Source organism: Bacillus sp. AG4(2022) (genome assembly GCF_031844465.1).
Lineage (GTDB): Bacteria > Bacillota > Bacilli > Bacillales > Cytobacillaceae > Bacillus_AB > Bacillus_AB infantis.
Genome location: NZ_JAUZVH010000001.1, coordinates 374011 through 399414, shown reverse-complemented (window position 1 = coordinate 399414; position 25404 = coordinate 374011). Strand labels below are relative to the sequence as shown.

Genomic DNA, 25404 nt, shown 5'->3' with positions numbered 1-25404 from the left:
ATAAAGTTTAAAAAAATTACTTCAGCTGAAGGAAATCTGAAATAGTCAGAATTGTCTAATAAAAAATTTCCGTTGCTCAACGGAAAAAGTGTATGTGTTAATGGAAGCGTTTTCAATTTAGTATTAAGGTACGAGCAAGGAGATTCCACTTAAAAGAGGGGTGATAAAGTGAACATATTGCTGTGCTGTTCAGCCGGGATGTCTACAAGTCTGTTAGTTACAAAGATGGAGAAAAGTGCTAGAGAACAAGATAAAGAATATAACATTTGGGCTGTTTCAAGTGATGCGGTGCACCATCATATTGACAGGGCGGATGTGCTGCTTCTAGGCCCTCAAGTGCGTTTTATGCTTCCTCAATTGAAGAAGCTGGGTGAAGAAAAAAAGATCCCGGTTGACGTAATTAATATCGTTCACTATGGCACATGCAATGGGACCGAAGTATTAAGCTTTGCAGAAAAATTAGTAAATAAATAGGGGGAGTGAGTTTAATGAGCAAAATGAATGATTTCCTTGAAAATAAGGTGATGCCTGTTGCAGGCAGGGTAGCGGGCCAGCGCCATCTTCAGGCACTCCGTGATGGAATTATCCTGACGATGCCGCTGATTATTGTCGGTTCATTATTCCTGATTCTTGGTTTCTTGCCTATTCCCGGCTATGACGACTTCATGGCAAATACATTCGGTGATCAATGGCTGACAAAGCTGATGTATCCAGTGGGTGCGACCTTCGATATTATGGCCTTGATTGCCGCCTTTGGCATAGCTTACCGCCTTGCTGAAAAATATGGAGTGGATGCGCTGTCTGCAGGCGCAATTTCTGTTGCGGCATTTCTTTTGGCAACACCGTACCAGGTCTCCTTTACGCCAGACGGAGCATCAGAAGCAGTACTTGTAGGAGGAGCGATCCCGGCCGCTTTAATGGGAAGCAAGGGACTTTTTGTAGCGATGCTTATTGCCATGCTCTCAACGGAAATATACCGATTTATCATCCAAAAAAATATCATTATAAAAATGCCTGATGGCGTACCGCCTGCTGTCAGCAAATCATTCGTTGCACTCATTCCAGGTTTTATTGTTATCACGGTCATTTGGGTTCTTCGCCTGCTGGTAGAGCAGACGGATTTTCAGAGCTTGCATAATATCATTGGCGAAGTGCTTGGAAAACCACTTGGCATTCTGGGCGGAAGTTTGATTGGCAGCCTGGTTGCAGTATTTCTTGTACAGCTGTTATGGTCCTGTGGATTACATGGAGCTTCCATTGTTGGAGGGGTAATGGGGCCAATTTGGCTCTCAGCAATGGATGCCAACCGCCTTGCGTTCCAGGGGGGCGAAACTTTGCCGAATATATTCACACAGCAATTTTTCGATATCTTTGTATATATAGGAGGAAGCGGCGCAACGTTAGCATTGGTGCTTGCGATGATTTTGAGGGCACGAAGCAAGCAAATGAAGCAATTAGGCCGTCTAGCTATCGGGCCGGGACTATTCAATATTAACGAACCTGTCGTATTTGGAATGCCAATAGTGATGAACCCTATTTTGATCGTTCCGTTTGTACTTACACCGCTTGTAATGGTCTTAACCACCTATATTGGCATGAGTACAGGGCTGGTCGCAAAACCGGCAGGAATTGCGGTTCCATGGACAATGCCTCCGATTATCGGGGGATATTTGGCAGCAGGAGGAAAAATGTCAGGTGCTGTCCTGCAATTAATAAACTTTGCCTTAGCTTTTACCATCTATTATCCTTTCTTCCGCATCTGGGATAAACAAAAGCTCGTTGAAGAAGGCGGTTTTCAGCCTCCAGTCGATGCCAATAAAAAAGTTGCAAGCATGTAAGGAGCTGAAGTTATGACTAAGTTAATCATCAATGCCGATGATTTCGGCTATTCAAAAGGAGTTAATCTGGGAATCATTGAAGCCTTTCAAAATGGTGTGGTTACCTCAACCACATTAATGGCAAATATGCCTGGAGCAGAACATGCTGCCGGCCTGGCGAAGAATAACCCTGGCCTTGGAGTGGGAATCCATTTCGTGTTGACCTGCGGAAGGCCGGTAAGCAATGAAGCGGCCTCGCTTGTAAATAGCCAAGGAGAATTTAACAGGATATCGGCAATAGAGGAGGATGGAATTCCAGAGGAAATTGAACTTGAATTAAGAAGCCAATTTGAAAAGTTCATTTCTTTTGGCATCATACCCACTCATATCGACAGCCATCATCATGTGCATTCACTTCCAAATGTTTATCCCGCTGTAGAAAAAATAGCCAGGGAAAATCAATTGCCTATTAGAAAAGTAAGTTCAGATCCAAACCCATTGCAGCCTGTCCAATATTTTAATCATGAATTTTATGGAGATCAGCTGACGACAGAGTATTTGCTCGAACTGCTTGATAAAGCACGTCCTTATGAAACTGCAGAGTTAATGACACATCCTGCTTTTGTTGATGAACAGGTCTATTCTGGCAGTTCATATGCTTTGCAGCGTGTCAGGGAACTAACCATATTAACCGACCCTGCTGTTCAAACGGCCATTACTGACAGGGGCATAGACCTTATAACCTTTAGGGAGGTTTCTATTAAATCCGTGGTTTGAAAGGGATGAACAGGTTCCTGGACTGGCATGGTCCGGAACCTGTTTAGATGAATTCCAGTGATAAAAAAAGAATTAATGAATTTTATGGAGGACATTTTTTGCAAGATAAACAAATCAGGGAGGAATAAGAGGATGAATATTTTGCTATGCTGCGCAGCAGGAATGTCTACAAGCTTATTGGTGACTAAAATGGAAACAGCAGCTAAAAGCCAGGGCATTGAGGCAAAGATTTGGGCGGAAGGGGCAGATGCAGTTAAACGGCATATTGATAATGCAGATGTATTGCTCCTTGGTCCGCAGGTGCGTTATTTGATGCCTCAAATGAAAAAGCTATGCGAGGAAAAAAATATACCAGTAGATTCTATTAATCCTGTTCATTATGGAATGTGCAATGGACCGGAAGTTTTAAAGGCTGCTATTGATCTGATCAACAGTCAAAAGGGATAGCTTCATAGGTTCCCTTCTTGCACATGAAATAGGTAGAACGTGTCTTTTATAAATAAATCATAGAAGGAAGGGATGTTTTCTTTATGGCTGGCATCGAAGAGACAATCTTTCAAATCATCCTTCACGGCGGCAATGGGAAAAGCTCTGCCATGGAAGCAATTGCTGCTGCCAAGAGCGGGGATATAGCTGGGGCAAGAAAAAAAATTGAGGAAGCTGCTAATGAACTGAATAGCGCGCATCTTATCCAAACGTCTCTGATCCAAAGGGAAGTGAGAGGAGAAAGTACAGAGATTACTTTGTTAATGGTGCATGCTCAGGACCATCTTATGAATGCGATTACGATAAAAGACATGGCAGGCGAATTTGTAGACTTGTATGAGCACGTAAATCTATCCGGAGGTGTGAATGCATGAAAAAAGGAATAAAAATAGCTACCATTGGCGGGGGGTCAAGTTATACTCCTGAGTTAGTTGAAGGCTTTATTAAGAGGTATCATGAGCTGCCGGTAAGTGAGCTCTGGCTGGTTGATGTAGAAGCTGGAAAAGAGAAGCTCGAGATTGTAGGGAATCTCGCTAAACGGATGGTTCAGAAGGCAGGGCTCCCCATTGAAGTTCATCTGTCCCTTGATCGTAAAGAAGCCTTGAAGAATGCAGATTTTGTAACAACGCAATTTCGGGTAGGATTATTAGATGCACGGGCAAAGGATGAAAGAATCCCTTTAAAATACGGGGTGCTGGGACAAGAAACAAACGGTCCTGGTGGATTATTCAAGGGCTTGCGGACCATACCGGTTATTTTAGATATTTGCAGAGATATGGAGGAACTGTGTCCTGATGCCTGGCTGATTAACTTTACAAATCCTGCTGGAATGGTAACGGAAGCGGTGCTCCGCTATTCTCATATCAAAAAGGTAGTTGGCCTCTGCAATGTACCTATAGGTATGGAAATGGGAATTGCTAAACTGCTTGATGTGGAACATTCCCGGATCCGGATCGATTTTGCCGGATTGAATCACATGGTATATGGTCTTGATGTGTACCTGGATGGGGAGAGTGTAAAAGGAAAAGTAATAGACCTTCTCACTGATCCGCAGAACAGCAGCTTTGTAAAGAATGTTCAGGGAATTGGATGGGAAACATCTTTTCTTAAAGCCCTAAACGTTCTTCCATGCCCATACCATCTGTATTATTATAAAACGAGGGAAATGGTAGAGAAGGACTTGAAAAATTCAGAGATGGAAGGTACCCGTGCAGAGGTAGTTCAAAAACTTGAAAATGACCTTTTCGAACTTTATAAGGATCCCAACCTGGACATTAAGCCGCCGCAGCTTGAGAAACGCGGAGGCGCATACTATTCTGATGCAGCTGTCCGGTTGATTTCTTCTATGTACAATGACAAACGCGATATCCAGCCTGTCAATACATTGAATAATGGAGCGATAGCGAGCCTTCCGGATAATTCAGCAGTCGAGGTAAGCTGTATTATTACTAAGGATGGCCCAAGGCCTATTGTCATGGGTGATCTCCCTGTGCCGGTCCGCGGATTGGTCCAGCAGATCAAATCTTTTGAACGAGTCGCTGCAGAAGCTGCTGTCACAGGAGATTATGATAAAGCTGTCCTGGCACTGACAATCAATCCTTTAGTTGCATCTGACAAGCTGGCAAAGCAAATTGTCGACGAAATGCTTGAAGCCCACAAAGAACATTTGCCGCAGTTTTTTAATAAGGTAGAGGCATAGGATACATAAGAATCTGGCTGCTGGGGCTGGATTCTTTCTTTTTGCTTCAACACCTGGATCAGAAGTGTGTAAGCGCCAGAAGGATTTAATGGATTATTGCTGTAGATTGCCTTATAATCTTCTCAAAACCAGATAGAAATAATGGAGAATTGTGCACCACATATACTATCTAGCAGCTTTAAAGCAAAAAAACTCTTCGTAAAGGAAGTAGCCATGACACTACAACAGCTAAAATACGTAATCGAAGTAGCCAGAAGCCGCTCGATCAACAAAGCTGCACAAAGGCTGTTTATCAGCCAGCCCAGCCTTTCGAATGCACTGAAAGAGCTGGAGGAGGAAGTGGGAATCACGATTTTTTCGCGGTCCAATAAGGGGATTATCATCACTCCTGAAGGATCAGAGTTTCTTGGCTATGCCAGGCAGGTGGTTGAGCAGGCGGAGCTTCTTGAAAACCGTTATACGAATGCACGGTCCCCGCAGCAGCACTTTTCTGTTTCTGCCCAGCACTATGCCTTTGCGGTCAGTGCGTTTGTCCGCCTGTTAAAAGAATATGATCCGGAGGAATATGAATTCAGCCTGCGGGAAACGAAGACCTATGAAATCATTGATGATGTGAAGAACCTGCGCAGTGAGATCGGGATTTTGTATGTGAATGAATTCAATAAAAATGTCATTTATAAGTTTCTGAGGGAAGGAAGTCTGGAGTTTCATGAGCTGTTTGAGGCAGATCCCCATATATTTATCAGCTCCACAAATCCGCTTGCGGAAAGGGATTATGTCACTTTATCTGATTTGGATCCGTATCCATATCTCTCTTATGAGCAGGGAGACTATAATTCCTTCTATTTTTCCGAGGAGATTCTCAGCACCCTTTCCAGGCCGAAGAATATCCGGGTGACGGATCGGGCCACTCTGTTTAATCTGCTGATCGGGCTGGACGGCTATACCATTTCAACAGGTGTTATCAGCCATAAATTAAACAGCAAGGATATCATAGCCATTCCCTTAAAGGTGGATGAGAAGATTAATGTGGGTTATATCACGCATAAAAATGTGACCAACAGCCCGCTTGCGAATATTTATATTCAATATTTAAAAGAAAGCATAAAAGAAGAGCTTGGCGGGTTATAGCTTAAAGCTATAACAAGGCATAGCGACATTGTGTTACGTTATAAGAACTTCCCTGTGCTACAATTACTTTAATGAAAACAAGCCAAGTTCCAGGGCAGCATTTTTATAAGCCTTGGATATATGGGGAGAGGGAGTTCATTATGACTAAGACACTTGTTAAAGCTCCATTCAGAGCAGATCATGTAGGAAGCTTATTGCGCCCGGAGAGAATCCATAAGAGCAGAAAGGAGTTCCAGGAAGGCACGATTTCAGCCCAGGAGCTGCATGCTATTGAGACAGAAGAAATCAAGAAGATTGTGGACAAGCAAATTGAGGTCGGCCTTCAGGCTGTCACCGATGGGGAATTCCGCCGCCGGTTCTGGCATACCGATTTCCTTGAACATTTGAATGGGGTGGAGGGCTACGTGCCGGATCATGGCTTTGCCTTCAAAGGGGAAGAAACGGAAAGATATGATGTGAGAGTCACAGGAAAAATTACGTTTAACCAAGATCATCCGCATATTAAAGACTTTATCGAATTTAAAGAAATTGTCGGTGACCGTGCGGTTGCAAAGCAGACCATCCCAAGCCCTAACCAATTATTTAACGCAGGCATCCGCAACCTTGATATCTATCCGGACGTTGAAGAATATGCGAATGATATCATCAAGACTTACAAGGATAGCATCAAAGCCTTCTATGATGCAGGCTGCCGCTACCTTCAATTTGATGATGTGTACATCGCCGGCCTGAATGCACCGGAAATTCCATTCAATGACAGCGGCTATTCACGTGAGGAATTAATCAGCCTGGCATTAAGAGTTGTGAACGGTGTGCTGGAGGATAAGCCGGAGGATCTGACTGTAACCACTCACCTTTGCCGCGGGAACTACCGCTCTAAATGGGCATTCGAAGGCAGCTATGCCAAGATTGCGCCTGTATTGTTTGCAAAAGAGAAGGTGAACGGATTTTTCCTGGAATACGATGATGACCGTTCCGGCGATTTCGGTCCTCTGGAGTTCGTTCCAAATGGCGGCCCGTTGGTGGTGCTGGGTGTATTCACGTCCAAGCATGGCACTTTGGAAGACAAGGAGAACATTAAAGCACGTGTAGAAGAAGCAACCAAATATCTGCCGCTGGAGCAATTATGCATCAGCCCTCAATGCGGATTCGCTTCTACCCATCACGGCAATATCCTGACAGAGGAAGAGCAGTGGGCTAAGCTGAAGTATATTGTAGATATTTCTAAGGAAATTTGGGGATAAAATATTTAGCGAACAGCTTATGGATGCTGTTCGCTTTTTTTCGTACCGATTATAAAAAGGACATCCCCATTCCACAATCACTAACATTCAAACAGGCCTCCCCATCATACACTGTCATGGAGGTGAGATATATGCCACGAGTGAATTACCGAAGTGCCGACGTAGACCTGATGGCCAGGATGATGCGGGCAGAGGCTGAAGGGGAAGGCAAGCAGGGGATGCTGTATGTGGGAAATGTGATTGTGAACCGTCTTTTAGCCAATTGTTTGGATTTTAAGGATTTGAGATCTGTTCGGGATGTCATCTTTCAGGTGCAGGGCGGAAATTATTCTTTTGAAGCCGTTCAAAAGGGCAATGTGTTTTATCAAAGGGCAAGGGAAGCGGAGAGAAGATTAGCCAAGCAGAACCTTGATTATTGGAGACAGCATCCGGGGAAGTATGCTCTCTGGTATTTTAATCCATATGCCCCTTGTCCTCCCACTTGGTATGATCAGCCTTTTGCCGGCCAGTTCAAGAATCATTGTTATTATGAACCGAAGGCAGGGACTTGTGAGGCTGTTTATTCCGGGTAAGCTTACTCTCTTTGAGTAGGCTTTTTTATTTTCACGGCAGCAGAAAGGGTAAAGATTAATATGCCAGTTTTTGAAAAAAATGCTGAGCCCTGATATGCCAGACTTGTTAACGCTTACTTTTTATTTTAATATAGGAATATAATATATATAAATTTCCAATCCTGATATAATGATAAAAGTACAGAATTTTTGATTTTTCCAGTATAAAGTGAACCTTTGCACTTTTTTCCAAACGAAAAATAATATATAATTATCAGATAATAGTAGATAAATTACCCAATAAATCATTATAATAGAATATGAAAGGGTTTTATTTGAAACGGAAAAGTGAATTTCTAGGTGAAATAGCGCACAATCTTTTTTCACATATAGGAGGCAAAGAACGTATTATGAGCAGCGTACAGAAAGCAACAGACGTAATCTTAATTGGTGCCGGGATCATGAGCGCAACATTGGGTTCTTTTCTGAAGGAGCTTGCTCCTGAGTGGGAGATCAAGGTTTTTGAGAAGCTTGCGGGTGCAGGGGAAGAAAGCTCGAATGAGTGGAATAATGCGGGTACAGGCCATGCTGCCTTGTGCGAGCTGAATTATACGCCAGAGAAGCCGGATGGCTCTATCGATATAAAGAAAGCGATTAATATTAACGAACAATTCCAGCTGTCGCGCCAGTTTTGGTCTTATTTAGTCAAAAAGGACCTTATCCGCAATCCTCAGGAATTCATCATGCCTATACCGCATATGAGCCTTGTGGAAGGTGAGAAAAATGTAGAATTCCTGCAAAAACGATTTAAAGCGCTTTCAGGTGTCCCGCTGTTTCAGGGCATGGAATTCTCAAGTGATCCAAGGAAATTGAAGGAATGGATTCCTCTTATCATGGAGGACCGGAAATCAACCGAACCGATCGCCGCCACGAAAATTGATTCCGGTACTGATGTGAACTTCGGTGCTTTGACAAGGATGCTGTTCGACTATTTAAAAAAGCAAAATGTAGAAATGAATTACAAGCATACGGTAAAGGATATCAAGCGCAACAGCCAGGGCTTGTGGGACGTGAAGGTAAAGAATCTTGAGAGCGGTGCTGTGGAACACCATACTGCCAAGTTCGTGTTCATCGGTGGCGGGGGCGGCAGTCTGCCGCTGCTGCAGAAAACCGGGATTCCTGAGTCGAAGCGTATTGGCGGCTTCCCTGTCAGCGGACTTTTCCTTGTCTGCAATAACCCGGAGATCATTGCCAGGCACCATGCCAAGGTATACGGGAAAGCAAAGGTCGGAGCGCCGCCGATGTCGGTTCCACATCTTGATACAAGGTATATCGATAACAAGAAGTCCCTGCTGTTCGGGCCTTTTGCCGGATTCTCTCCTAAGTTCCTGAAAACTGGTTCCAATTTCGATCTGATCGGTTCTGTTAAACCGAATAATGTCTTTACCATGCTGGCAGCGGGAATGAAGGAATTCCCTTTGACGAAGTATTTGATCGAGCAGGTACTGCTGTCGCATGAAAAGCGGATCCAGGAACTGCGCGAGTTCATCCCGAATGCCAAGAGCGGTGATTGGGATACAGTTGTAGCCGGCCAGCGTGTTCAGGTCATCAAGGACACAGAAGCAGGCGGCAAAGGAACGCTGCAATTTGGGACAGAGGTTGTAAGTGCTTCAGACGGTTCGGTTGCTGCCTTGCTCGGCGCATCTCCAGGTGCATCAACTGCCGTACAGGTCATGCTTGAAGTGCTAGAGAAATGCTTCCCTGAGCATATGCAGAAATGGCAGCCGAAAATCAAAGAAATGATTCCGTCATTCGGTGTGTCGCTGGCCAGCAATCCAGCACTTTTCCATGAGATCCAGACTTCAACAGCCGAGACACTTGGCTTAAGGAAAAAAGAACTGGTTTCCTAGAAAAATATTATGTCAACTTCAAAATCAACTAGAACCTTTAATCATGATAAGATTAGAGGTTCTTTTTCTATTTAAATGAGAAGGAAAGTGGGAAGGAAAATGGATTATATAAAAACAATTCGAAAATGGATTGGACACGAAACGCTGTTCACTGTCGGCTGCGGCGTTATCATTGAGAACGAGGGAAAAATCCTTCTTCAGCACCGTACAGACGAAGATAATTGGTGCATACCCGGCGGAGTGATGGAGCTGGGCGAAACATTTGAGAAGACAGCTAAAAGAGAAACCTTTGAAGAAACAGGACTTGAGGTTCAGGAGCTTGAGCTGTTCGGGATTTACTCAGGGGAAAAATGCTTTGTTGAATATCCCAATCCAAGACAGGGTATTCAGTGTCCAGATTATATTCAAAACCAGCTCTTTCAGCGGGACCTTAAAGCAAACGGGAGACGAAAGCAGGGAGCATCGGTATTTTGAGAAGAACGGCCTGCCAGGCAATTTAAATCCAAGGCAGAAAGAGTTTATTCAAGATTGGGCGGAGGGGAAGAAGACGCCTGTACTGGATTAAAATGAAAGAGTAATCTGTATACAGGCATCCAACTGAAGGAGTATCTGATATTTGAAAACCCTGCAAAATTGCGGGGCTTTTCTATATGTACAAGCAATCCGCAGACAGACCCATTAAATCCCTGAATAATTTAGTCATCCTTAATTCTTTCTTTAAAATTTCTTTAACATTTCCTCCTATACTGAGCTTTGTTAAGAGAATGATTAGGAGGAAAGATAATGGAAAAATCGATTATGTTCACTATTGAATCATGGTATGTGCTTGGCCCGCTCTATTTAATGGGGCTTCTGGTCCTGGCGGTCTGGGGAAAGCGTAAAGAAAGGAAGGTGACCATAGCTCAATACGTTGTTTTATTGTCATTTGGAATCTACTTGCTTTGCGTGATCCATCTTGTGTTTTTCCCGATAGAGGTGAATATAGGAAAGTATGCGAATCAAACAAAGTGGTATCAGACTGTGAACTTTATACCTGTGCTGACAATTGATATAACGACTTTTATGCTGAATGTACTTATGCTTGTGCCATTCGGGATGTACCTGCCGTTCCTGAAAAGAAGAATAGTTTCCTTTAAAGACGCTGCAAAGCACGGCTTTGCATTGAGTCTTGCTTTTGAATTGGTTCAGCTGCTGATCAGGGTTACGCTTGGAAGCGGCAGAAGTACGGATGTGAATGATCTGCTGGCAAATACAGCAGGAGCTATAATTGGATTTTTCATAGTGAAAAGCTTATTTAAAATGAAGCTTATTGGCGGTCTGCTGAAGCAGTTTCAGCTGCATGAAAAGAGGGGAGAGTCAGTCATTGACGAGAATATTGATTGTTGATGATGATCAGCATATTGCTGAGCTGATTGAGGTGTATTTAAAGAATGAAGGCTATGAGATCAGTATAGCTGGCAATGGGGTTGAGGCATTGAATTTCTTTGTCAAAAGCCAGCCGGATTTGATCATTCTGGATATTATGATGCCTGAGATGGACGGGCTGTCTTTTTGCACGCAGGTGAGGAAGAGCAGCCAGGTGCCTATTCTGATGGTGAGTGCAAAGGTAGAGGATATGGACAAAATCGTGGGTCTGATGACTGGTGCCGATGACTATATGAGCAAGCCATTTAATCCGCTGGAGCTCACAGCAAGAGTGAAGGCTCTTCTCAGGAGAGCAAACTACTCCCAGCCAGAAAAGGGCGATGCTGTTCTGCAAATCGGCCCGCTTGCAATCGATAAACAAAAGCATCATGTGCTGGCCGAAGGGAATAGCATAAAGCTGACTTCCATTGAGTTTGAGATCCTTTATCTGCTGGCAAGAAACCAGGGCCGTGTTTTTTCATCTGAAGAAATATTTGAAAGTGTTTGGAATGAACCAGGTGAAGGGTCCAATAAGACAGTTATGGTCCATATAAGCAATCTGCGCGAAAAGCTTGAAGCAGCTTTACCAGGCGAAAAAATCATTCACACGGTATGGGGAGTGGGGTATAAAATTGAAAGATAATCTTAAGCATATCCTCAGGTTCATTCCAAAGTGGAAGATTGCGATGTATATCATCCTCTCTTTTTTCCTTGCACTGGCTGTTGCCGCCCTCCTATTGCCGGCTGTCTGGTATATAGAGGACAATTCGAGATTTGCTGAAAGCCTGCTGTTCCTTTTATCATACGGAAGATCATTGGTGCTTCTCGTTTTTTATGCAATCCTGATGACAGGGTTCCTGCTGCTTTTTTACCTGTACGAAAGAAAAAGGTACCTCAGCTTTTATGTGAAAAAGCTGACAAAAGAGGTGCAGCAGCTGGCTTTTGAAAAGGGCTCAGCTGTATTATCCGGCAATGGAGAATTCAGCAGGCTGGCTGAAGGGATTCAGGAGATCTTCACTAAGTCGGAGCAGGCTATTGGCGAAGTAAGAAAAGCAGAGCAGCTGAAAAATGAGCTGGTGACAAATGTAGCACATGATTTGCGGTCTCCGCTCACTTCCATCATCGGCTATTTAAATTTAATCAATGAAGACCGCTATCAGGATGAGGTGGAGCTGCGCCATTATATTCAAGTCATCACTGATAAGACAGCAGGTTTGCACTCCTTGGTAGACGACATTTTCGAATACACATACATGCAGAACCAGCAGGCACTCTTTGAAAAGCATCCGATCGACCTGGAGGAATTGATGAATCAGCTTGCGGTTCAATCCCGTGTGCAGCTGGAGGACGCAGGAATGGAGTGGCGGCAGTTCCTGGAAGGAGATGAACCCCCTATTGTTCCCGGGGATGGAGGGAAGCTGATCCGGGTCTTTGAGAACCTGATCCAAAACGCTGTCCGGTATGGCAGAGAAGGAAAGTATCTGGATATCATATTTGGAGGCACAGGCAATATTGTCGAAATACAGGTTGTCAATTACGGAACTGCCATCCCTGGGGCTGACCTGCCTCATATTTTTGAGAGATTTTTCCGGGTCGAGAAATCTAGATCGCATTTTACTGGAGGGGCTGGTCTCGGACTGGCAATAGCAAAGAGCATCATTGAGCTACACGAAGGAACAATTGAAGCAGCAAGCAGCCCGGGAAGGACAGCATTTATTATCAGTCTGCCAAGAGGATATAGTGATGAACGGCAAAGGAACTAATAAATTTCGGCTCCCGGTCAGTATAAGTAGTCGGGTTTAGGGAGAAAAATTTGAAGTGGCATATGAATTAACAGACCAATCGCTTATGATTTGGTCTTCTTTTATTTTCCTGGTATCGCCAGTTACTGGATATAAAAAATGTAATTCTCGTTGACTTTCTTTACCTCAAGTGATAAAATCGACACAATTACAGATATTAAGAGTCTTTAATATCTTTTTATTAGAGGAGGTTATTATGAAATATTCAAACGCGACAAACTATGCTCTTCATACGATGGTCCATCTAATGCTGGAGCCTGGGGAGGGCACAGTGGGAGTACAGGAATTAGCAGAAATGCAGCACCTCTCCCCGACGTACCTTTCTAAGGTTTTAACCAAACTTGCGAAAGCGGGCTTGATCGAATCAACTCCTGGTGCAAAGGGAGGCTATAAAATTTCCAGAAAAAAACATGAAATATCCTTTTTGGATGTCATCCACGCGATTGAAGGGGAGACTAGCTTATTCGATTGCTCCATTCACCATGAAGGCTGCTTGATTGAGAACGTCATGAGACAGGCAGAGGAAAATATGAAAAGTGAACTGGCATCAAAGCTTCTAATCGATATCGCTAAAGAGGCAGAATCACAACGGAAATAAGAAAATATCTAAATTCATTGAGGGAGTGAACAAAATGGTATTAGACTGCGCGGTGATTGGCGGAGGCCCGGCTGGGTTGAATGCTGCTTTAGTGCTCGGAAGATCAAGACGTAAAACGATCCTGTTTGATGACAACAAACCGAGAAATGCGGTAACTTCTACGTCCCATGGGTTTATCACAAGGGATGGTATACATCCGCAGGAATTCAAAAAGATTGCTCAAGGAGAATTAAGCAAGTACCCGAACGTGAGGCTTGAACGGCAGCGGGTGCATCGTATAAATAAAGAAAACAATTTGTTTCAAATAGAGACAGAAAACGCGGAAGTATATAGTGCCAAAAAAATTATAATCGCCACAGGCTTCAAGGAAATTCTTCCAGATATTCCAAAGGCGAAAGAGTTCTATGGCAAGAGCCTGTTCGGCTGTCCTTACTGTGATGGCTGGGAATTAAGAGATCGGCCGCTGGCGGTGATCGCTGAAGAGCAGCAGGCGGCGTTTCATATGGCGAAGGTGGTGTCTAACTGGACGAATGATTTAATTATTTTTACGAACGGCAGGAAAGTCCTTTCGCTCGAAGAAAAAGCATTGCTCAAAAATAATGGCATCGGTATTAACGAAAAGAAGATTTCCTCACTCATTGGAAAAGAGGGGCTGCTGGAAAAAATCCAGCTTGATGATGGAACCTCAGTGCTTCGTGAAGGAGGGTTTATTGCCTCGGAATGGAAACAAGCTGCTTCTTTTGATTCACTCGGCTACACACTGAATGAGCAGGGAGGGATTACAACTGACAGTTGGCAGCGCACGAACACAGAAGGGCTGTATGCCTGCGGGGATACGCGAATTGCCGGTGCTTCCCAGTTAATCATTGCGGCAGCGGAAGGCAGTATGGCTGCCATAGCTGTGAATGCAGCTCTTATAGAAGAGAAATATAGCCAGGATAAATAGAAGTCAAAAATAGGAGGATTTATATGAACCATCATTCTCATGGCAAGCACGATAAAGGAAAAGTATCATACCTGGAAAGCCCCGAGCGAAGAAAGGTATTATCTCCCGAACAATTACTGAACATGATTCCTTTAAAGGAAAATGATAGCATGCTGGATTTTGGCGCCGGGACCGGTTATTTTTCCATCCCTGCAGCGAAAAGGATCAATGGCAGCGTATATGCGCTGGATATCGATGCGGCTATGCTGGAAATCATAAAAGAGAAAGCATTGGAGGAACAGGTGACAAATATTGTCCCAGTGCTGGGGAGTATGGAGGCACTTCCTCTAAAAGACAGTTCTATTGATATCATTATCGCTTCTCTGGTCCTGCATGAAATTCAGCCACTCGCACCGCTATTACAGCAAATGAAAAATGTCCTGAAAAAAGAAGGTTATCTAATTTGTCTGGAACTTGAACCAAAGAAAAGTTCTGGGAAAGCGCCGAGAATTTCCATGGAAGGGATGGAGCGTGAAATGAAAGAAGCAGGATTTACAGTAACTGAGAAATCCTTTCCAGCATCATCTTTATACATGCTAATTGCACAGAGAACGGAGTAAGTACTTATTTTTTTAACTAATTAAGGATATTAAGTGTCTTTAAAGTATTTAATTGAAAAAGTTACGTGGTCTTTCCTTTAATAGAGGGGAGACCCTTTTCTTATGTCACAAACTAGGCAAACAATATACATCAAACCTGGGAACGAATTATAGGAGACCGACCCAACCGCAAGCCTTAAAATAAGCGGAGATTTTCCGGTTAGGCTGCTGAATATGGCACGAGTGGGTGTAAATAAGCGGAGAAATTCCGGTTAAGAGGAGCGTAGTCACCTATTTTCCTGTTATTTGAGTCGATAGCCGGAATTTCTCCGTCTATTTTGGCTATATTTATAGTTTTATTGAAATTAGAGGGAATTTCTCCGCTTATTTTTCAGCCTGCCACTGATTCCCTCATTCAGGTCAGGAAAGGACTGGTACTACATACTGACTATAGGAGACGTTAATTTTTGACAGCATAATCCTTTAAATCCCTTCAAATCAAGGGTTTATTATTATTGACGGACTATTTTCTATTTTGATTTATTTTATCCAGGCAGGCTCTTGTGTGTATAATAGTAGATTGGAAATGTACATGTATTCATGAATGAAAAATCGATGATTGATTGTGAATGAATAAGAGAGAAAGGAGTACATATACATGAGCGGAAATGCAGTACTTGAAAAACAGAAAAATAATATCCTGGACGGATTGAAAGATTTGAAGAAAAGCCAGGAAGTGAAGCAGTTCAAAAAGCACTGGAGTGAATTGAGTGTTCCTTTTACACTGAATGAAGGGCTGAGTCGTTTCACGAAAGGTGAACTTGATACAATAAGAAAAAATCTGGCCATTAAAAATGCGAGCAGCCTGAAAAAGGCGGAGCTGATCATCCTGCTACAGGAGAAAATTGCTGAAAATCTTGAAAGCATTCCTCTTAACTGGGACAGTGAAAGATTCCAGCTGCTGCTGGATATTGCCGAAAGCGGCGGACTGATGCCTGCACCACATATAGAGGCGCAGCAGATCGAATACTTCCGCGGAACCGGGATTATTTACAGCGGTATTATTGAAGGGGAGCCAGTTCTCGCTGTACCAAACGAACTGATTGATAAAGTAAAAGAACTAAAGAACAGTATACATATCAGATCTGCCGTCAATAAAAACACAGAATGGATCAGGCTTACAGGCGGGCTTCTGTATTATTATGGAACCCTGTCAATTGTTCAGCTGGCTGAATTTCTGGAAAAATATCTAAAACATCCAGTACACCTAAGGGAATATCTTAATGTAATCCGTGATGCCAACTCATTCCGTACGGAGCTGCAGATTAATGGGGATGGCTATTCTAATCGCAGGGTATTTGATGCTAAACGAGTGATCCAGGAGCATCAGGCAAGGAAGAGCCTATCATACTATCCTTTTACCAAACAGCAGCTGCTGGCCGCTGGTGAGCCTGGTTTTGTGGAAAGAAATAAAAGCTATATGCAGCTCGTCCAATTCCTGTCGCAGCATTTTGAAATTTCTAAAGAAGATGCAGACCAGGTCGCCGAAGAGTGTATTTTTGCAACAAGGGTAGGCGATACACCTGAAGATCTGATGAAATACTTAACAAGCATGTTTAAGTTCGACAGTGTTGAGAAACTGCAGGCACTGATGGACATAGTGGTGGAACTGATGAACAGCACAAGGGAATGGTTCCTCAAAGGCTATACCTCCCTGGAGCTTAGCAGCATGGAGAAAAAGCAGTTAAAGCCGCTGCCGGCTGCCGATAAAGACACTAATGCCGACGCAAAAGTGGGCAGAAATGATCCCTGTCCTTGCGGAAGCGGGAAAAAGTACAAAAAATGCTGCGGCAGATCAATATAACTCTATCAACATAAATGAAGAGGCTGCCCTGGACTGATTTTTTCACAGCAGGGGCTGCCTCTTTTTTTCATAACGAAAAATCAGCAGAGCTTCCCTGAAAGGTCCTGATGCCAGTCGGGCTGGCGGATATCAATCTGTTTTAGCTCTTGTGAATTCAGGTCCAGCTCGTTTAAATGGATAGCATATAGATTACTGTTGAAATCTGTGTAAAAATAATAGCTTCTGTTCGTATGGTCTCGTATCACACTCCATTGGGTCCAGCTGTAGATGCCGGGATATTCTCTCAGGTAAACAGTCCCTGCTGGTACTGATAAAGTCTGTAAGATTTGCCTGGCTTCTCCAATACTCTGCTGGATATTCCTTGGATAAAACCTCGTTTTGCTGAAGAATTCTGCCCGGACAAAACGGGATTGCGGGGTAGGGTCACCCGGGATTCCAAGCTGGCCGCTTCCGCCCAGTTCGACGCCGCAGAGAGAATTCTGCTTATCCGTCAGACTCAGTTGCTCATATAAACTTAAATTGGCAAGATGCCACTCATACGGAGGGTCATTCGTCAAAACGCCCAGACTTGTTGTATAAGTTTTCATTTTTCCATCAATAAATTCGACAACTAAATGGCTGCCTGAAGCGTCACTGATGATATAGTGAAGGTTTCTTGATACATCAGGGACTGCTCTTGTGATGCTTAGCTGTGACAGTCCGATTTCAGCTTCTTCTACTGTTCTGAAGCTGCTTAGTACATAGGAAACCAGATTGTTATTATAAAGCAGCTGTTTGCCGGGTTCCGGCTCTGGATATTCACTGCAAAATAGCGATAAACCTGAAGCTGAAAGGCCAGCCTCATTTATTCCATCATAAAATATGACTATCCGGCCATCGGCAGGCTGATAGCTCACCCCGACAAAAGCAAGCTCGTTTTCCCATTTTATTTCTTCAGGCCTTTCTATTGCAGGAAAAGATTGGCCTCTGGGGACAAAGGTTACCTTTGTGGGATACCGTTCAGCCCAATCCCAGGTCCTGCCTGAAATCAGAGAGCAATTTTTTCCTGACCGTGGAAATGATATATTCGTGCACATGCTATCTCTCCTAAATCAATGTCTTATGAATATGTTATTCGCTCTTTTAAAAACTGCTTGTACCAATTCAGCAGGCGAAAGGCGGAAATGTTCACATTTCATTGGCCAATTTAATTCTTTCACTGCAAAAACTTCATTCATCCCTCACATTTGCCCTTTATAGTATTTTTCGAGCAGCAGATTAAGAGATTTTCAAGATGAAAGGAATACAGCTTCTATGGAGAAAAAAATGAAACCGGAGGGCTCCCTCTATAAAACGGTTTGGCGATGGCATTTTTATGCCGGCATTATTTTTGCACCGTTCCTGATCATTCTGGCAGTGACAGGATCGGTCTACCTGTTCAAGCCGCAGATTGAACAGGTGATCTACAAGGAATATTATGAAGTCCAGCCGCAGGGGGATCGCATTCTTCCTTCAGAACAGCTTGAAGAAGTTAAGAGGCTGTATCCTGATGCTTTTATATCGAAATACCGGCCTGGGGAGGGAGACGCCCGTTCTACTGAAGTAAGCATCATGAATGGGGAAGAGTCACTTACCGTATTTATTGATCCTTATACAGGAAAGTCATTGGGAACATTGAACAATGAGGACCGGATCATGGATAAAATTGAGGAAATCCATGGAGAATTGATGGCAGGAACCCTTGGCGACCGGGTTGTCGAATTGGCTGCCTGCTGGGCGGTTGTCCTGATTGTTACGGGCCTATATTTATGGTTTCCGAGGAAAACAAAAGGGCTGGCAGGCGTGCTGCTACCCCGTTTGAATAAGGGAAAAAGAGTTTTCAGAAGAGATCTGCACGCTGTGCCTGCATTTTGGGTGACAGCAGGAATGCTTTTCTTAATCATGACCGGCCTGCCCTGGTCAGGCCTCTGGGGAGTGAACTTCCAGAACTGGGCCACGAACACAGGGGAAGGATACCCGCCTTCCGTCTGGACCGGGAGTGCTCCTGAATCGGAAATATTGACAAAAGACATTGCAGAAGTACCTTGGGCAGCCGAGAACCTCGAGGTCCCAAAATCGGAAGTGGAAGGCTTTATCCCGCTTTCCATCAATGATGCAGTCACGATTGCCCAGTATGAAGGCATGGATCCGGGCTATACAATCATTTTCCCTTCAACGAAGGAAGGCGTTTTTACACTCTCTGCATTTCCGGCAAAGGCCCAGGATGAAGCCACCATCCATCTGGATCAGTATTCTGGTGCAGTGCTTGCCGATTACCGTTATGACAATTACGGCTTTATCGGGAAGCTGGTAGCCTGGGGGATCACCCTCCATAAAGGCACCCAGTTTGAACTGATCAATCAGCTGATAAGCCTGTTCATTTGTCTTGGCATCATTCTTGTCGCCGCCAGCGGACTGTATCTCTGGCTGAAGCGGAAGCCGAAAAAAGGGATGGGCGCCCCTGCAGGTCCTTCAGCATTAAAAATGAAGATGTTCCTGCTTATATTGATTGCACTGGGGATCATTTTTCCGCTTGTCGGCCTGTCGCTCATTGCGGTCTGGCTTGTGGACTGGCTCATCATCAGGCGGATTCCAGCTGTCAAAAAATTTATGAATGCATAAGGGAGTCTTATTGTGAAAAGAGTTTTATATTTAATCGTAATGGGAGTGCTGCTTGGCGGCTGCTCCCTTGATGATAATGCAGAGGAATTATATAAAATAGAGCAGCCGCTTCAGGCAGAAATCATGCCCCCTGACTCATTTGCTGCAGGTGAAGATGTGCCAATCCGGGCAGTGCTTACACAGAACGGAGAAAAAGTGGCAGGTGCAGATTATGTCCATTTTGAAATCTGGAAGCGGGACGGCAGCGTTCATTATCCAATGGAAGAAGCCGCTGATGAAGGAGAAGGTGTTTATCAGCTTACCAAAAAATTTGAACAGGATGGCGTCTATATAATTAAAGTGCATGCCAGCAGCGGCGGCTCGCTCATCATGCCGCAAAAGCAATTTGTTGTCGGGGAGCTTACCGAAGCCGAGCTGGAGGAGCTGATGAGAGAAGGGGAGGCGCCTTCCGGCAGTCATGAGGGACATCATTAAGAAGTGAAGGAAAAAGATCCGTTGAAAAGTTCAATGGGTCTTTTTTTGAATAGAGAATTTCACCATTCATTCTAGAATAGATGAATTGACAATTTTATGGTAAAATATCCTGAAGGAGGCGGGATTCATGACCTTTTATAAAAAGTATTATATAGGATATCTCGTTTTTGTCCTGCTATTGCTGATGGTTTATGTTATGATTCCATCTGAATACGGCTTTTATGCTCTTATGGGATTAACCATACTGTTTTGCCTGTATCAATTCATGATTTTGCGGAAGAAAAGCAAGAGTACAAAGAATAATTAGCAGATTGGTAATTTGGCTGCCTTACTCATTTAATGGGGGGCAGCTATTTTTATGCTGAAGTGGTGAGCGGCACTGACCTCCAGCACTTCCATTCCTTAGTAAGGCTCTCTGAATGAGTATTCAGGTCGGCGATCACTTCATCAATAGCTGCTGATCGCTCTCCCCAGCCTCGCTATCCCTTCTTCAATCCTATCAGGCATCATACTGCCGTACCCGAGAACGATCTTATTTTTGTGATTGCCTTTCATGATGCTATAATCCTCAACAGGATATATCCGGACAGAATGGCTGGAAATCCAGTTCAGCAGCCCTTCATCAAAAACAATGGAGGGGAATTCAGCAACCAGATGCATTCCAGCAGCATGCCCCCAGATACGGCAGTCAGGAAAGTGTTCTTTCAAGCTGTCCACCAAAGCCTGCCGCCGCTGCCTGTAGATTCTTTTCATCTTTCTTATATGCTTGTCAAAGTGGCCGTCTTTTAAAAAACGCGCAAGGATCAGTTGCTCTATACCTGAGTGATGGCGGTCGGAATACCATTTAAGCCTCTTGAAATCCGCCAGTAAATCAGCGGGCAGGACAGCATAGCCAATCCTGAGGCCAGGCGAAAGAATTTTGCTGAAAGTCCCTACATAAATGACCCTCTCAGGATCCAACCCCTGAATGCTGTGGACCTGAGAACCTTCATAAGTGAACTCGCTGTCATAATCGTCTTCTACTATATAAGTGTTGTGTCTGCGCGCATACTCGATGAGCTGGATCCTTCTTTGAATGGTCAACGTACTGCCCAGCGGAAATTGATGTGAAGGAAGGGTGAAAATAAAGCCTGGTGGCGTATCCATAGGAAGATGTTCAGGCTTAAGTCCTTTTTCATCCGCAGGAATAGGCACCAAGTCTGCTCCATGATAGCTGAAAATATTCCTCATTTCATCGGTAACAGGATCTTCAACAGCTATCGATTGCTTATTTTTGACCAGCAGTTCGGTTATAAGCGAGAGCGCCTGCGTGGCACCGCTTGTAATGACAATATTGTCTGCCGTGCAATTCACGCCGCGTGTATGATACAGGTATCTGGACAATTCTTCCCTAAGCTCCTGCAGGCCTGAAGAATCAAGATAGCCAAATGCCTGTTCATCAGCATTAATGCATACATCCTTTGCCAGCTTGCCCCACACTTTTCTGGGGAAATGATCCATGGCCGGTGTAGAAGCTTTCAAGTCTATCATATTCTCTAAGTCATCGTTTACTTTCTCCTTTTCTTTCCGCCGATGGGCCATTTCTGGCCGGAGAAAGGCTGCGCCAGCAGCTATATATGTCCCTGACTTTGGCCGAACCTCCAAATATCCTTCTGATGCCAGCTGGTCATAGACTTCCAGTGTAATATTTCGGGAGACCTGCAAAGAGGCTGAAAGCTCGCGTGTTGACGGAACCTTTTCGCCTTCCTGCAATTCCCCATTTAAAATATATGATCTCAGCTTCTCATAAATTTGCTGAGTCAACGACTTTGGGCCTTCCCGAACAATTTGAAACCACATAATCTTCTCTCCAATCTGTCAACTGGTACTATAAAAGTCATCTAATTGTGGCTCTATTTTCATCCAGTATATCATGATATCTTTACAGTACCATAAGGAGGATGATCGAAATGAAAACAATTGGATTAATCGGGGGAATGAGCTGGGAATCGACAAGCGTGTATTATTCATATATCAACCGCCTTGTCCAGGAAAAACTGGGCGGGATCCATTCAGCCCGCTGCCTGCTTTACTCTTTTGATTTTGAAGAAATTGCTGCCCTGCAAAGAAGCGGGAACTGGGAAAAGGCAACTGAAAAAATGATTGAAGCAGCAAGGTTCCTTGAAACGGGAGGAGCAGACTGCATCGTTATTTGCACCAATACTATGCATCTGATGGCAGAAGATCTTCAAAAAGCCTGCAGGATTCCCGTCATACATATTGTAGAATGCGTGGTTGAGGAGATTAAAAAGCAAGGCATAGAGGCAGTTGGCCTGCTCGGCACCAAATTCACAATGGAGCAGACTTTTTATAAAAAAATCCTTGAGGAACATGGCATTGAGGTTCTCGTTCCAGAGGAAGGTGACCGGGAACGGGTTCATGAGGTGATTTTTGAGGAATTATGCAGGGGTAAATTCAAGGAAGACTCAAAGGCTGCTTATCTCGATATCATTCATCGTCTGGAAAAGAAAGGCGCCCAGGGAATTATCCTCGGGTGTACGGAGATCCCTCTGCTAATCAGCCAGGAAGACTGCCAGCTGCCTTTGTTCGACACAACCTTTATACATGCTTCAAAGGCAGTGAAATTTGCACTGAGTCACTCTGATAGATGGTAAGAGAGCCAGTCGATGCATGATGGCATACAAAAGAAGCCACTCATGTATAGAAAAGGGCCCAATCAATGCATGACCGCCATCAAAAGAAGCCGCTCATGTATAGAAAGAGGCCCAATCAATACATGATGGCTATCAAGAGGAGCCACTTATGTATAGAAAAGGGCCCAATCGATGTATGATTGCCAACAAAGGAAGCCGCCCGTGTATAGGAAAAGGCCCGCCCGATGCATGACGGCCATCAAAAAAACTACTCATGTATAGAAAGAGAACTATTGATGCATGACTATCACCAAAAAGCATCTATGAATGAAAAGAGTCATTCCCAAAAAAATAATTTTTACATCTGCAGCTGCTTCAACTCATAAAAGCTCCCTTGCTGATGCATCAGCTCCTCATAGGTGCCAAATTCTACACATCTTCCATCCTGGATAACAGCGATTTTGTCGGCATTGCGGATGGTAGAGAAGCGGTGAGCCACGATGAAAGTAGTGCGGCCCCTGGTCAAGGTGTCCAAAGCTTCCTGGATTTTTCTCTCAGAGTGGCTGTCAAGAGCAGAGGTTGCTTCATCAAGGATGATGACCTCCGGATCCCGGATCAATGCTCTGGCGATCGAAATTCTCTGGCGCTGCCCGCCGGAGAGTTTATCTCCGTGTTCACCTATTCGTGTTTCCAACCCGTCCGGGAGTTTTTTTACTACCTCCCACAGATTTGCGGCTTTCAGTACTCTTTTCAGCTCATCTTCTGTGACAGACAGCTTGCCGTAAGTCACATTTTGCCTGATGGTCCCTGAAAAAAGAATCGTTGATTGCGGGACAACCGCGAGATGATTGCGGAACGACCTTAGATCAATCTCTGCCATATCATGACCGTCCAGAAGGATTTTTCCTTCGCTCGGCTGAATAAAGCCAATCAGCAGATTGAGAATCGTTGATTTGCCGGAGCCGGATTCGCCTACAAAGGCAATGGTTTCACCCGGTTTGACTTCAATCGTGATGTCCTGCAAGGTATTTTCATAGGCGCCTGGGTACCTGTAGCTCACAGACTGAATGGAAAAGCTGCCGTGCACCTTCTTTAGCTTTGGTTTATTTTCATAGTTTTCAACCTCTCCTGCAGTCAATATTTCGCCGATGGATTTGACTGACTCAAGCCCCTTAGCAATCGTCGGGATCAAGGTAATCATGCCGGAAACCGAGTTCACCACTGTTGTAAAATAGGTCTGGTACATAACGACCTCTCCTGGTGTGATAGAGCCGCGATAGGCAAGGATGCCGGTGAACACCAGGCAGATGATCTGGAAAATCTGAAAGCTAGCCCAGCTGACTGAACCGAATAAGGATTGGATGATATCCAGGTGAAAGCCTTTTAAAAGAATCTGCTGAAAGCGGTGGTTAAGGCGATTGACCTCCTGCTTCTCCAAGGCATGCGCCCTTGCAATCGGGACAAGCTCAATCATTTCAATGACCCGGGCGGAGGTTTCTTCCATTTCCTGCCTGAATTCTGAATTCGAGTGTTTTATTTTTTTCCTGAAAATAACAATGATAAGTGCGGAAATTGGAACGATAAGGATAAAAAACAGGAAGACAACAGGGCTGTTGTAGAGCGTGATGGCAAGAGCTACGATTAGATTGATAAATATATTCAGCAGGCTCACAAAAACCTGGGAGGAAAGAGTTTGGACCGCTTCAACGTCCCGCATGATTTTCGACTGCAGCCGGCCTGACTGCATTTCCTTCTGGTAGGGGATGGAGAGTTCCTGCAGTTTTTTGATGAGTGAAGCCCGCAGGCCGGATTCAACGCTGCGAATCGCATAGCTGTGCAGCTTTGTATGATAATAGTTTGATAGGATATTCTGCAGCACAAGGACGATCATCACGATGGCATTGATATAGATGGTGCGGATGCCGTTTCCCCCGTGATTGGTTGCTGCATTGATGACATTGGCAATGGCGATGGGCATGACCCAGGCAGGGATATGCTTGATTGTGAATAGGACGGCAGAATAAAACAGCTTTATCGCATGGCCTTTATACAGACCAATCAGCACTTTCAGTGAATTCTGCTGATTTTGTTTATAAATATTTTGTATAAATGAGTCCTCCAAAGCATTCCTCTCCTTGATGCCCCATGAAAGCTGCTAATTCAGCAGGTCTTTTAGCGGCAGATCGCTTTTTTTAATCTCTTCAGCAATTAAATGCGCTACTGCCTCGGCGCCTTTTTCATTGAAATGGGTATTATCTTCAAGGCCATCTGGATAATTTGGGGATTCACCCGGAGCCAGATGCATGAAATATAAGGCTGACTCGTCCTGTCCCATGCTGTTAAAAAAGTTTCGTGTAGCTTTGTGAATGTCCAGGAGCGGAACCTGATTTTTTTCGGCAAACTGCTTCATGGCTTCAGGGAAATCCCCGACTGAAAGCTCATCAATGGTATTGGTTCCGTCAAACTTTCTTCTTGTGACAGGGGTGAAGAGCACAGGATGAGCTTGATTTCTTCTGGCAGTTTCCACATACTCCAAAAGGTATTCCTGATAGTCCCCATAGGGGCGGGTTCCGCGCTCAGGATCCTCTGTTTTCTGGTCGTTATGTCCAAACTGGATGATCAGGTAATCGCCAGGCATAATGCTGCTCTCAATAGAAGTCAGGTGGCCCTGTTTGATAAACGATTTTGTGCTTCTGCCATTGATGGCCCGGTTATCTAGCACAGCATGACGATTGAGGTATTGTACAAATGCTTCTCCCCAGCCCGTTTCCGGCCGCTTCTCAGGCAATTTGACAGCGGCAGTTGAGTCGCCGGCGATAAATATGGTGGTTTTTGGGTCCATAATTGTGC

26 protein-coding genes are annotated in these 25404 nt (G+C 44.3%); 22 read left to right on the top strand and 4 right to left on the bottom strand.

Features of this window, described 5'->3' with window-relative positions; translation table 11 throughout:
- Positions 1 to 168: 168 nt before the first annotated feature.
- The 18 genes from Q9R36_RS01970 to Q9R36_RS01885 all read left to right on the top strand — a co-directional run bounded on the left by Q9R36_RS01970 (position 169) and on the right by Q9R36_RS01885 (position 16807).
- Positions 169 to 474, top strand: a complete 306-nt coding sequence (locus tag Q9R36_RS01970) for a PTS sugar transporter subunit IIB (RefSeq protein ID WP_311224464.1) — start codon at positions 169 to 171, stop codon at positions 472 to 474.
- 14 nt (positions 475 to 488) lie between these two features.
- Positions 489 to 1838: a PTS cellobiose transporter subunit IIC gene (gene celB / locus Q9R36_RS01965; protein WP_009790987.1), complete on the top strand. Its 1350-nt coding sequence runs from the start codon at positions 489 to 491 to the stop codon at positions 1836 to 1838.
- 12 nt (positions 1839 to 1850) lie between these two features.
- Positions 1851 to 2594 carry a chitin disaccharide deacetylase gene (chbG, locus tag Q9R36_RS01960; protein WP_311224463.1) on the top strand — a complete coding sequence of 248 codons (744 nt, stop codon included), beginning with the start codon at positions 1851 to 1853 and terminating at the stop codon, positions 2592 to 2594.
- 132 nt (positions 2595 to 2726) lie between these two features.
- Positions 2727 to 3041 (top strand): PTS sugar transporter subunit IIB, encoded by a 315-nt coding sequence (locus tag Q9R36_RS01955; protein ID WP_311224631.1) that lies wholly within the window; start codon positions 2727 to 2729, stop codon positions 3039 to 3041.
- 83 nt (positions 3042 to 3124) lie between these two features.
- Positions 3125 to 3454 (top strand): PTS sugar transporter subunit IIA, encoded by a 330-nt coding sequence (locus Q9R36_RS01950; RefSeq protein ID WP_101547560.1) that lies wholly within the window; start codon positions 3125 to 3127, stop codon positions 3452 to 3454.
- Positions 3451 to 4779: a 6-phospho-beta-glucosidase gene (locus Q9R36_RS01945; RefSeq protein ID WP_311224462.1), complete on the top strand. Its 1329-nt coding sequence runs from the start codon at positions 3451 to 3453 to the stop codon at positions 4777 to 4779. The genes Q9R36_RS01950 and Q9R36_RS01945 overlap by 4 nt, the downstream gene beginning before the upstream one ends.
- Positions 4780 to 4992: 213 nt before the next feature.
- Positions 4993 to 5910 carry a LysR family transcriptional regulator gene (locus Q9R36_RS01940; RefSeq protein WP_009790992.1) on the top strand — a complete coding sequence of 306 codons (918 nt, stop codon included), beginning with the start codon at positions 4993 to 4995 and terminating at the stop codon, positions 5908 to 5910.
- 140 nt (positions 5911 to 6050) lie between these two features.
- On the top strand, positions 6051 to 7154 hold the full coding sequence (locus tag Q9R36_RS01935) for a 5-methyltetrahydropteroyltriglutamate--homocysteine S-methyltransferase (RefSeq protein ID WP_311224461.1): 1104 nt from the start codon (positions 6051 to 6053) through the stop codon (positions 7152 to 7154).
- A 131-nt stretch (positions 7155 to 7285) separates the two neighbouring features.
- A complete protein-coding gene (locus Q9R36_RS01930; RefSeq protein WP_022543758.1) occupies positions 7286 to 7726 on the top strand; it encodes a cell wall hydrolase in 441 nt (146 codons plus the stop codon).
- 299 nt (positions 7727 to 8025) lie between these two features.
- Positions 8026 to 9615, top strand: a complete 1590-nt coding sequence (locus Q9R36_RS01925; RefSeq protein WP_094767346.1) for a malate:quinone oxidoreductase — start codon at positions 8026 to 8028, stop codon at positions 9613 to 9615.
- A gap of 99 nt (positions 9616 to 9714) precedes the next feature.
- Complete coding sequence (locus Q9R36_RS01920) at positions 9715 to 10089, top strand: NUDIX domain-containing protein (protein WP_311224460.1); 375 nt, start codon at positions 9715 to 9717, stop codon at positions 10087 to 10089.
- A gap of 309 nt (positions 10090 to 10398) precedes the next feature.
- Positions 10399 to 11001 (top strand): VanZ family protein, encoded by a 603-nt coding sequence (locus Q9R36_RS01915; protein WP_094767344.1) that lies wholly within the window; start codon positions 10399 to 10401, stop codon positions 10999 to 11001.
- Complete coding sequence (locus Q9R36_RS01910; protein WP_094767343.1) at positions 10979 to 11662, top strand: response regulator transcription factor; 684 nt, start codon at positions 10979 to 10981, stop codon at positions 11660 to 11662. The genes Q9R36_RS01915 and Q9R36_RS01910 overlap by 23 nt, the downstream gene beginning before the upstream one ends.
- Positions 11652 to 12782, top strand: a complete 1131-nt coding sequence (locus Q9R36_RS01905; RefSeq protein ID WP_101547582.1) for a sensor histidine kinase — start codon at positions 11652 to 11654, stop codon at positions 12780 to 12782. Before Q9R36_RS01910 ends, Q9R36_RS01905 begins: the two co-directional genes overlap by 11 nt.
- A gap of 235 nt (positions 12783 to 13017) precedes the next feature.
- Positions 13018 to 13419, top strand: coding sequence for an Rrf2 family transcriptional regulator (locus Q9R36_RS01900; protein WP_009791002.1), 402 nt, complete (start codon positions 13018 to 13020; stop codon positions 13417 to 13419).
- Between the two features lie 34 nt (positions 13420 to 13453).
- A complete protein-coding gene (locus Q9R36_RS01895) occupies positions 13454 to 14365 on the top strand; it encodes an NAD(P)/FAD-dependent oxidoreductase (protein ID WP_101547583.1) in 912 nt (303 codons plus the stop codon).
- Positions 14366 to 14388: 23 nt separating this feature from the next.
- Positions 14389 to 14964: a class I SAM-dependent methyltransferase gene (locus tag Q9R36_RS01890; RefSeq protein WP_101547584.1), complete on the top strand. Its 576-nt coding sequence runs from the start codon at positions 14389 to 14391 to the stop codon at positions 14962 to 14964.
- Positions 14965 to 15601: 637 nt separating this feature from the next.
- Entirely contained in the window at positions 15602 to 16807 is a 1206-nt protein-coding gene (locus tag Q9R36_RS01885) for a YecA family protein (RefSeq protein ID WP_101547585.1), read from the top strand.
- A gap of 80 nt (positions 16808 to 16887) precedes the next feature.
- Here Q9R36_RS01885 and Q9R36_RS01880 read toward each other — a convergent pair whose 3' ends face one another.
- Positions 16888 to 17883 (bottom strand): linear amide C-N hydrolase, encoded by a 996-nt coding sequence (locus tag Q9R36_RS01880; RefSeq protein ID WP_311224459.1) that lies wholly within the window; start codon positions 17881 to 17883, stop codon positions 16888 to 16890.
- A gap of 217 nt (positions 17884 to 18100) precedes the next feature.
- On the opposite strand from Q9R36_RS01880, the gene Q9R36_RS01875 reads away from it, so the two are divergent.
- The 3 genes from Q9R36_RS01875 to Q9R36_RS01865 all read left to right on the top strand — a co-directional run bounded on the left by Q9R36_RS01875 (position 18101) and on the right by Q9R36_RS01865 (position 20228).
- Positions 18101 to 19447, top strand: a complete 1347-nt coding sequence (locus tag Q9R36_RS01875; RefSeq protein WP_311224458.1) for a PepSY-associated TM helix domain-containing protein — start codon at positions 18101 to 18103, stop codon at positions 19445 to 19447.
- Between the two features lie 12 nt (positions 19448 to 19459).
- The gene (locus Q9R36_RS01870; protein WP_311224457.1) at positions 19460 to 19921 is read left to right on the top strand and encodes a FixH family protein; all 462 of its coding nucleotides are present in this window, start codon (positions 19460 to 19462) and stop codon (positions 19919 to 19921) included.
- 127 nt (positions 19922 to 20048) lie between these two features.
- Positions 20049 to 20228: a hypothetical protein gene (locus Q9R36_RS01865; protein WP_129612320.1), complete on the top strand. Its 180-nt coding sequence runs from the start codon at positions 20049 to 20051 to the stop codon at positions 20226 to 20228.
- Between the two features lie 140 nt (positions 20229 to 20368).
- On the opposite strand, the gene pdxR is transcribed toward Q9R36_RS01865, so the two are convergent.
- Complete coding sequence (gene pdxR, locus Q9R36_RS01860; RefSeq protein ID WP_311224456.1) at positions 20369 to 21760, bottom strand: MocR-like pyridoxine biosynthesis transcription factor PdxR; 1392 nt, start codon at positions 21758 to 21760, stop codon at positions 20369 to 20371.
- A 110-nt stretch (positions 21761 to 21870) separates the two neighbouring features.
- Between pdxR and Q9R36_RS01855 the strand changes: the two genes are divergently transcribed.
- The gene (locus Q9R36_RS01855; RefSeq protein WP_311224455.1) at positions 21871 to 22575 is read left to right on the top strand and encodes an aspartate/glutamate racemase family protein; all 705 of its coding nucleotides are present in this window, start codon (positions 21871 to 21873) and stop codon (positions 22573 to 22575) included.
- 337 nt (positions 22576 to 22912) lie between these two features.
- Here the strand turns inward: Q9R36_RS01855 and Q9R36_RS01850 are convergent, their stop codons facing one another.
- Positions 22913 to 24676, bottom strand: coding sequence for an ABC transporter ATP-binding protein (locus Q9R36_RS01850; protein ID WP_311224454.1), 1764 nt, complete (start codon positions 24674 to 24676; stop codon positions 22913 to 22915).
- 33 nt (positions 24677 to 24709) lie between these two features.
- Positions 24710 to 25396: a rhamnogalacturonan acetylesterase gene (locus Q9R36_RS01845; protein WP_009791017.1), complete on the bottom strand. Its 687-nt coding sequence runs from the start codon at positions 25394 to 25396 to the stop codon at positions 24710 to 24712.
- Positions 25397 to 25404: the final 8 nt, after the last annotated feature.

What these genes read in the sequence shown, in the direction of transcription:
- celB (WP_009790987.1), top strand. Translation starts at nt 489, where the DNA reads ATGAGCAAAATGAATGATTTCCTTGAAAATAAGGTGATGCCTGTTGCA.
- chbG (WP_311224463.1), top strand. Translation starts at nt 1,851, where the DNA reads ATGACTAAGTTAATCATCAATGCCGATGATTTCGGCTATTCAAAAGGA.
- Q9R36_RS01955 (WP_311224631.1), top strand. Translation starts at nt 2,727, where the DNA reads ATGAATATTTTGCTATGCTGCGCAGCAGGAATGTCTACAAGCTTATTG.
- Q9R36_RS01950 (WP_101547560.1), top strand. Translation starts at nt 3,125, where the DNA reads ATGGCTGGCATCGAAGAGACAATCTTTCAAATCATCCTTCACGGCGGC.
- Q9R36_RS01945 (WP_311224462.1), top strand. Translation starts at nt 3,451, where the DNA reads ATGAAAAAAGGAATAAAAATAGCTACCATTGGCGGGGGGTCAAGTTAT.
- Q9R36_RS01940 (WP_009790992.1), top strand. Translation starts at nt 4,993, where the DNA reads ATGACACTACAACAGCTAAAATACGTAATCGAAGTAGCCAGAAGCCGC.
- Q9R36_RS01935 (WP_311224461.1), top strand. Translation starts at nt 6,051, where the DNA reads ATGACTAAGACACTTGTTAAAGCTCCATTCAGAGCAGATCATGTAGGA.
- Q9R36_RS01930 (WP_022543758.1), top strand. Translation starts at nt 7,286, where the DNA reads ATGCCACGAGTGAATTACCGAAGTGCCGACGTAGACCTGATGGCCAGG.
- Q9R36_RS01925 (WP_094767346.1), top strand. Translation starts at nt 8,026, where the DNA reads ATGAAAGGGTTTTATTTGAAACGGAAAAGTGAATTTCTAGGTGAAATA.
- Q9R36_RS01920 (WP_311224460.1), top strand. Translation starts at nt 9,715, where the DNA reads ATGGATTATATAAAAACAATTCGAAAATGGATTGGACACGAAACGCTG.
- Q9R36_RS01915 (WP_094767344.1), top strand. Translation starts at nt 10,399, where the DNA reads ATGGAAAAATCGATTATGTTCACTATTGAATCATGGTATGTGCTTGGC.
- Q9R36_RS01900 (WP_009791002.1), top strand. Translation starts at nt 13,018, where the DNA reads ATGAAATATTCAAACGCGACAAACTATGCTCTTCATACGATGGTCCAT.
- Q9R36_RS01895 (WP_101547583.1), top strand. Translation starts at nt 13,454, where the DNA reads ATGGTATTAGACTGCGCGGTGATTGGCGGAGGCCCGGCTGGGTTGAAT.
- Q9R36_RS01890 (WP_101547584.1), top strand. Translation starts at nt 14,389, where the DNA reads ATGAACCATCATTCTCATGGCAAGCACGATAAAGGAAAAGTATCATAC.
- Q9R36_RS01885 (WP_101547585.1), top strand. Translation starts at nt 15,602, where the DNA reads ATGAGCGGAAATGCAGTACTTGAAAAACAGAAAAATAATATCCTGGAC.
- Q9R36_RS01880 (WP_311224459.1), bottom strand. Translation starts at nt 17,883, where the DNA reads ATGTGCACGAATATATCATTTCCACGGTCAGGAAAAAATTGCTCTCTG.
- Q9R36_RS01875 (WP_311224458.1), top strand. Translation starts at nt 18,101, where the DNA reads ATGGAGAAAAAAATGAAACCGGAGGGCTCCCTCTATAAAACGGTTTGG.
- Q9R36_RS01865 (WP_129612320.1), top strand. Translation starts at nt 20,049, where the DNA reads ATGACCTTTTATAAAAAGTATTATATAGGATATCTCGTTTTTGTCCTG.
- pdxR (WP_311224456.1), bottom strand. Translation starts at nt 21,760, where the DNA reads ATGTGGTTTCAAATTGTTCGGGAAGGCCCAAAGTCGTTGACTCAGCAA.
- Q9R36_RS01855 (WP_311224455.1), top strand. Translation starts at nt 21,871, where the DNA reads ATGAAAACAATTGGATTAATCGGGGGAATGAGCTGGGAATCGACAAGC.
- Q9R36_RS01845 (WP_009791017.1), bottom strand. Translation starts at nt 25,396, where the DNA reads ATGGACCCAAAAACCACCATATTTATCGCCGGCGACTCAACTGCCGCT.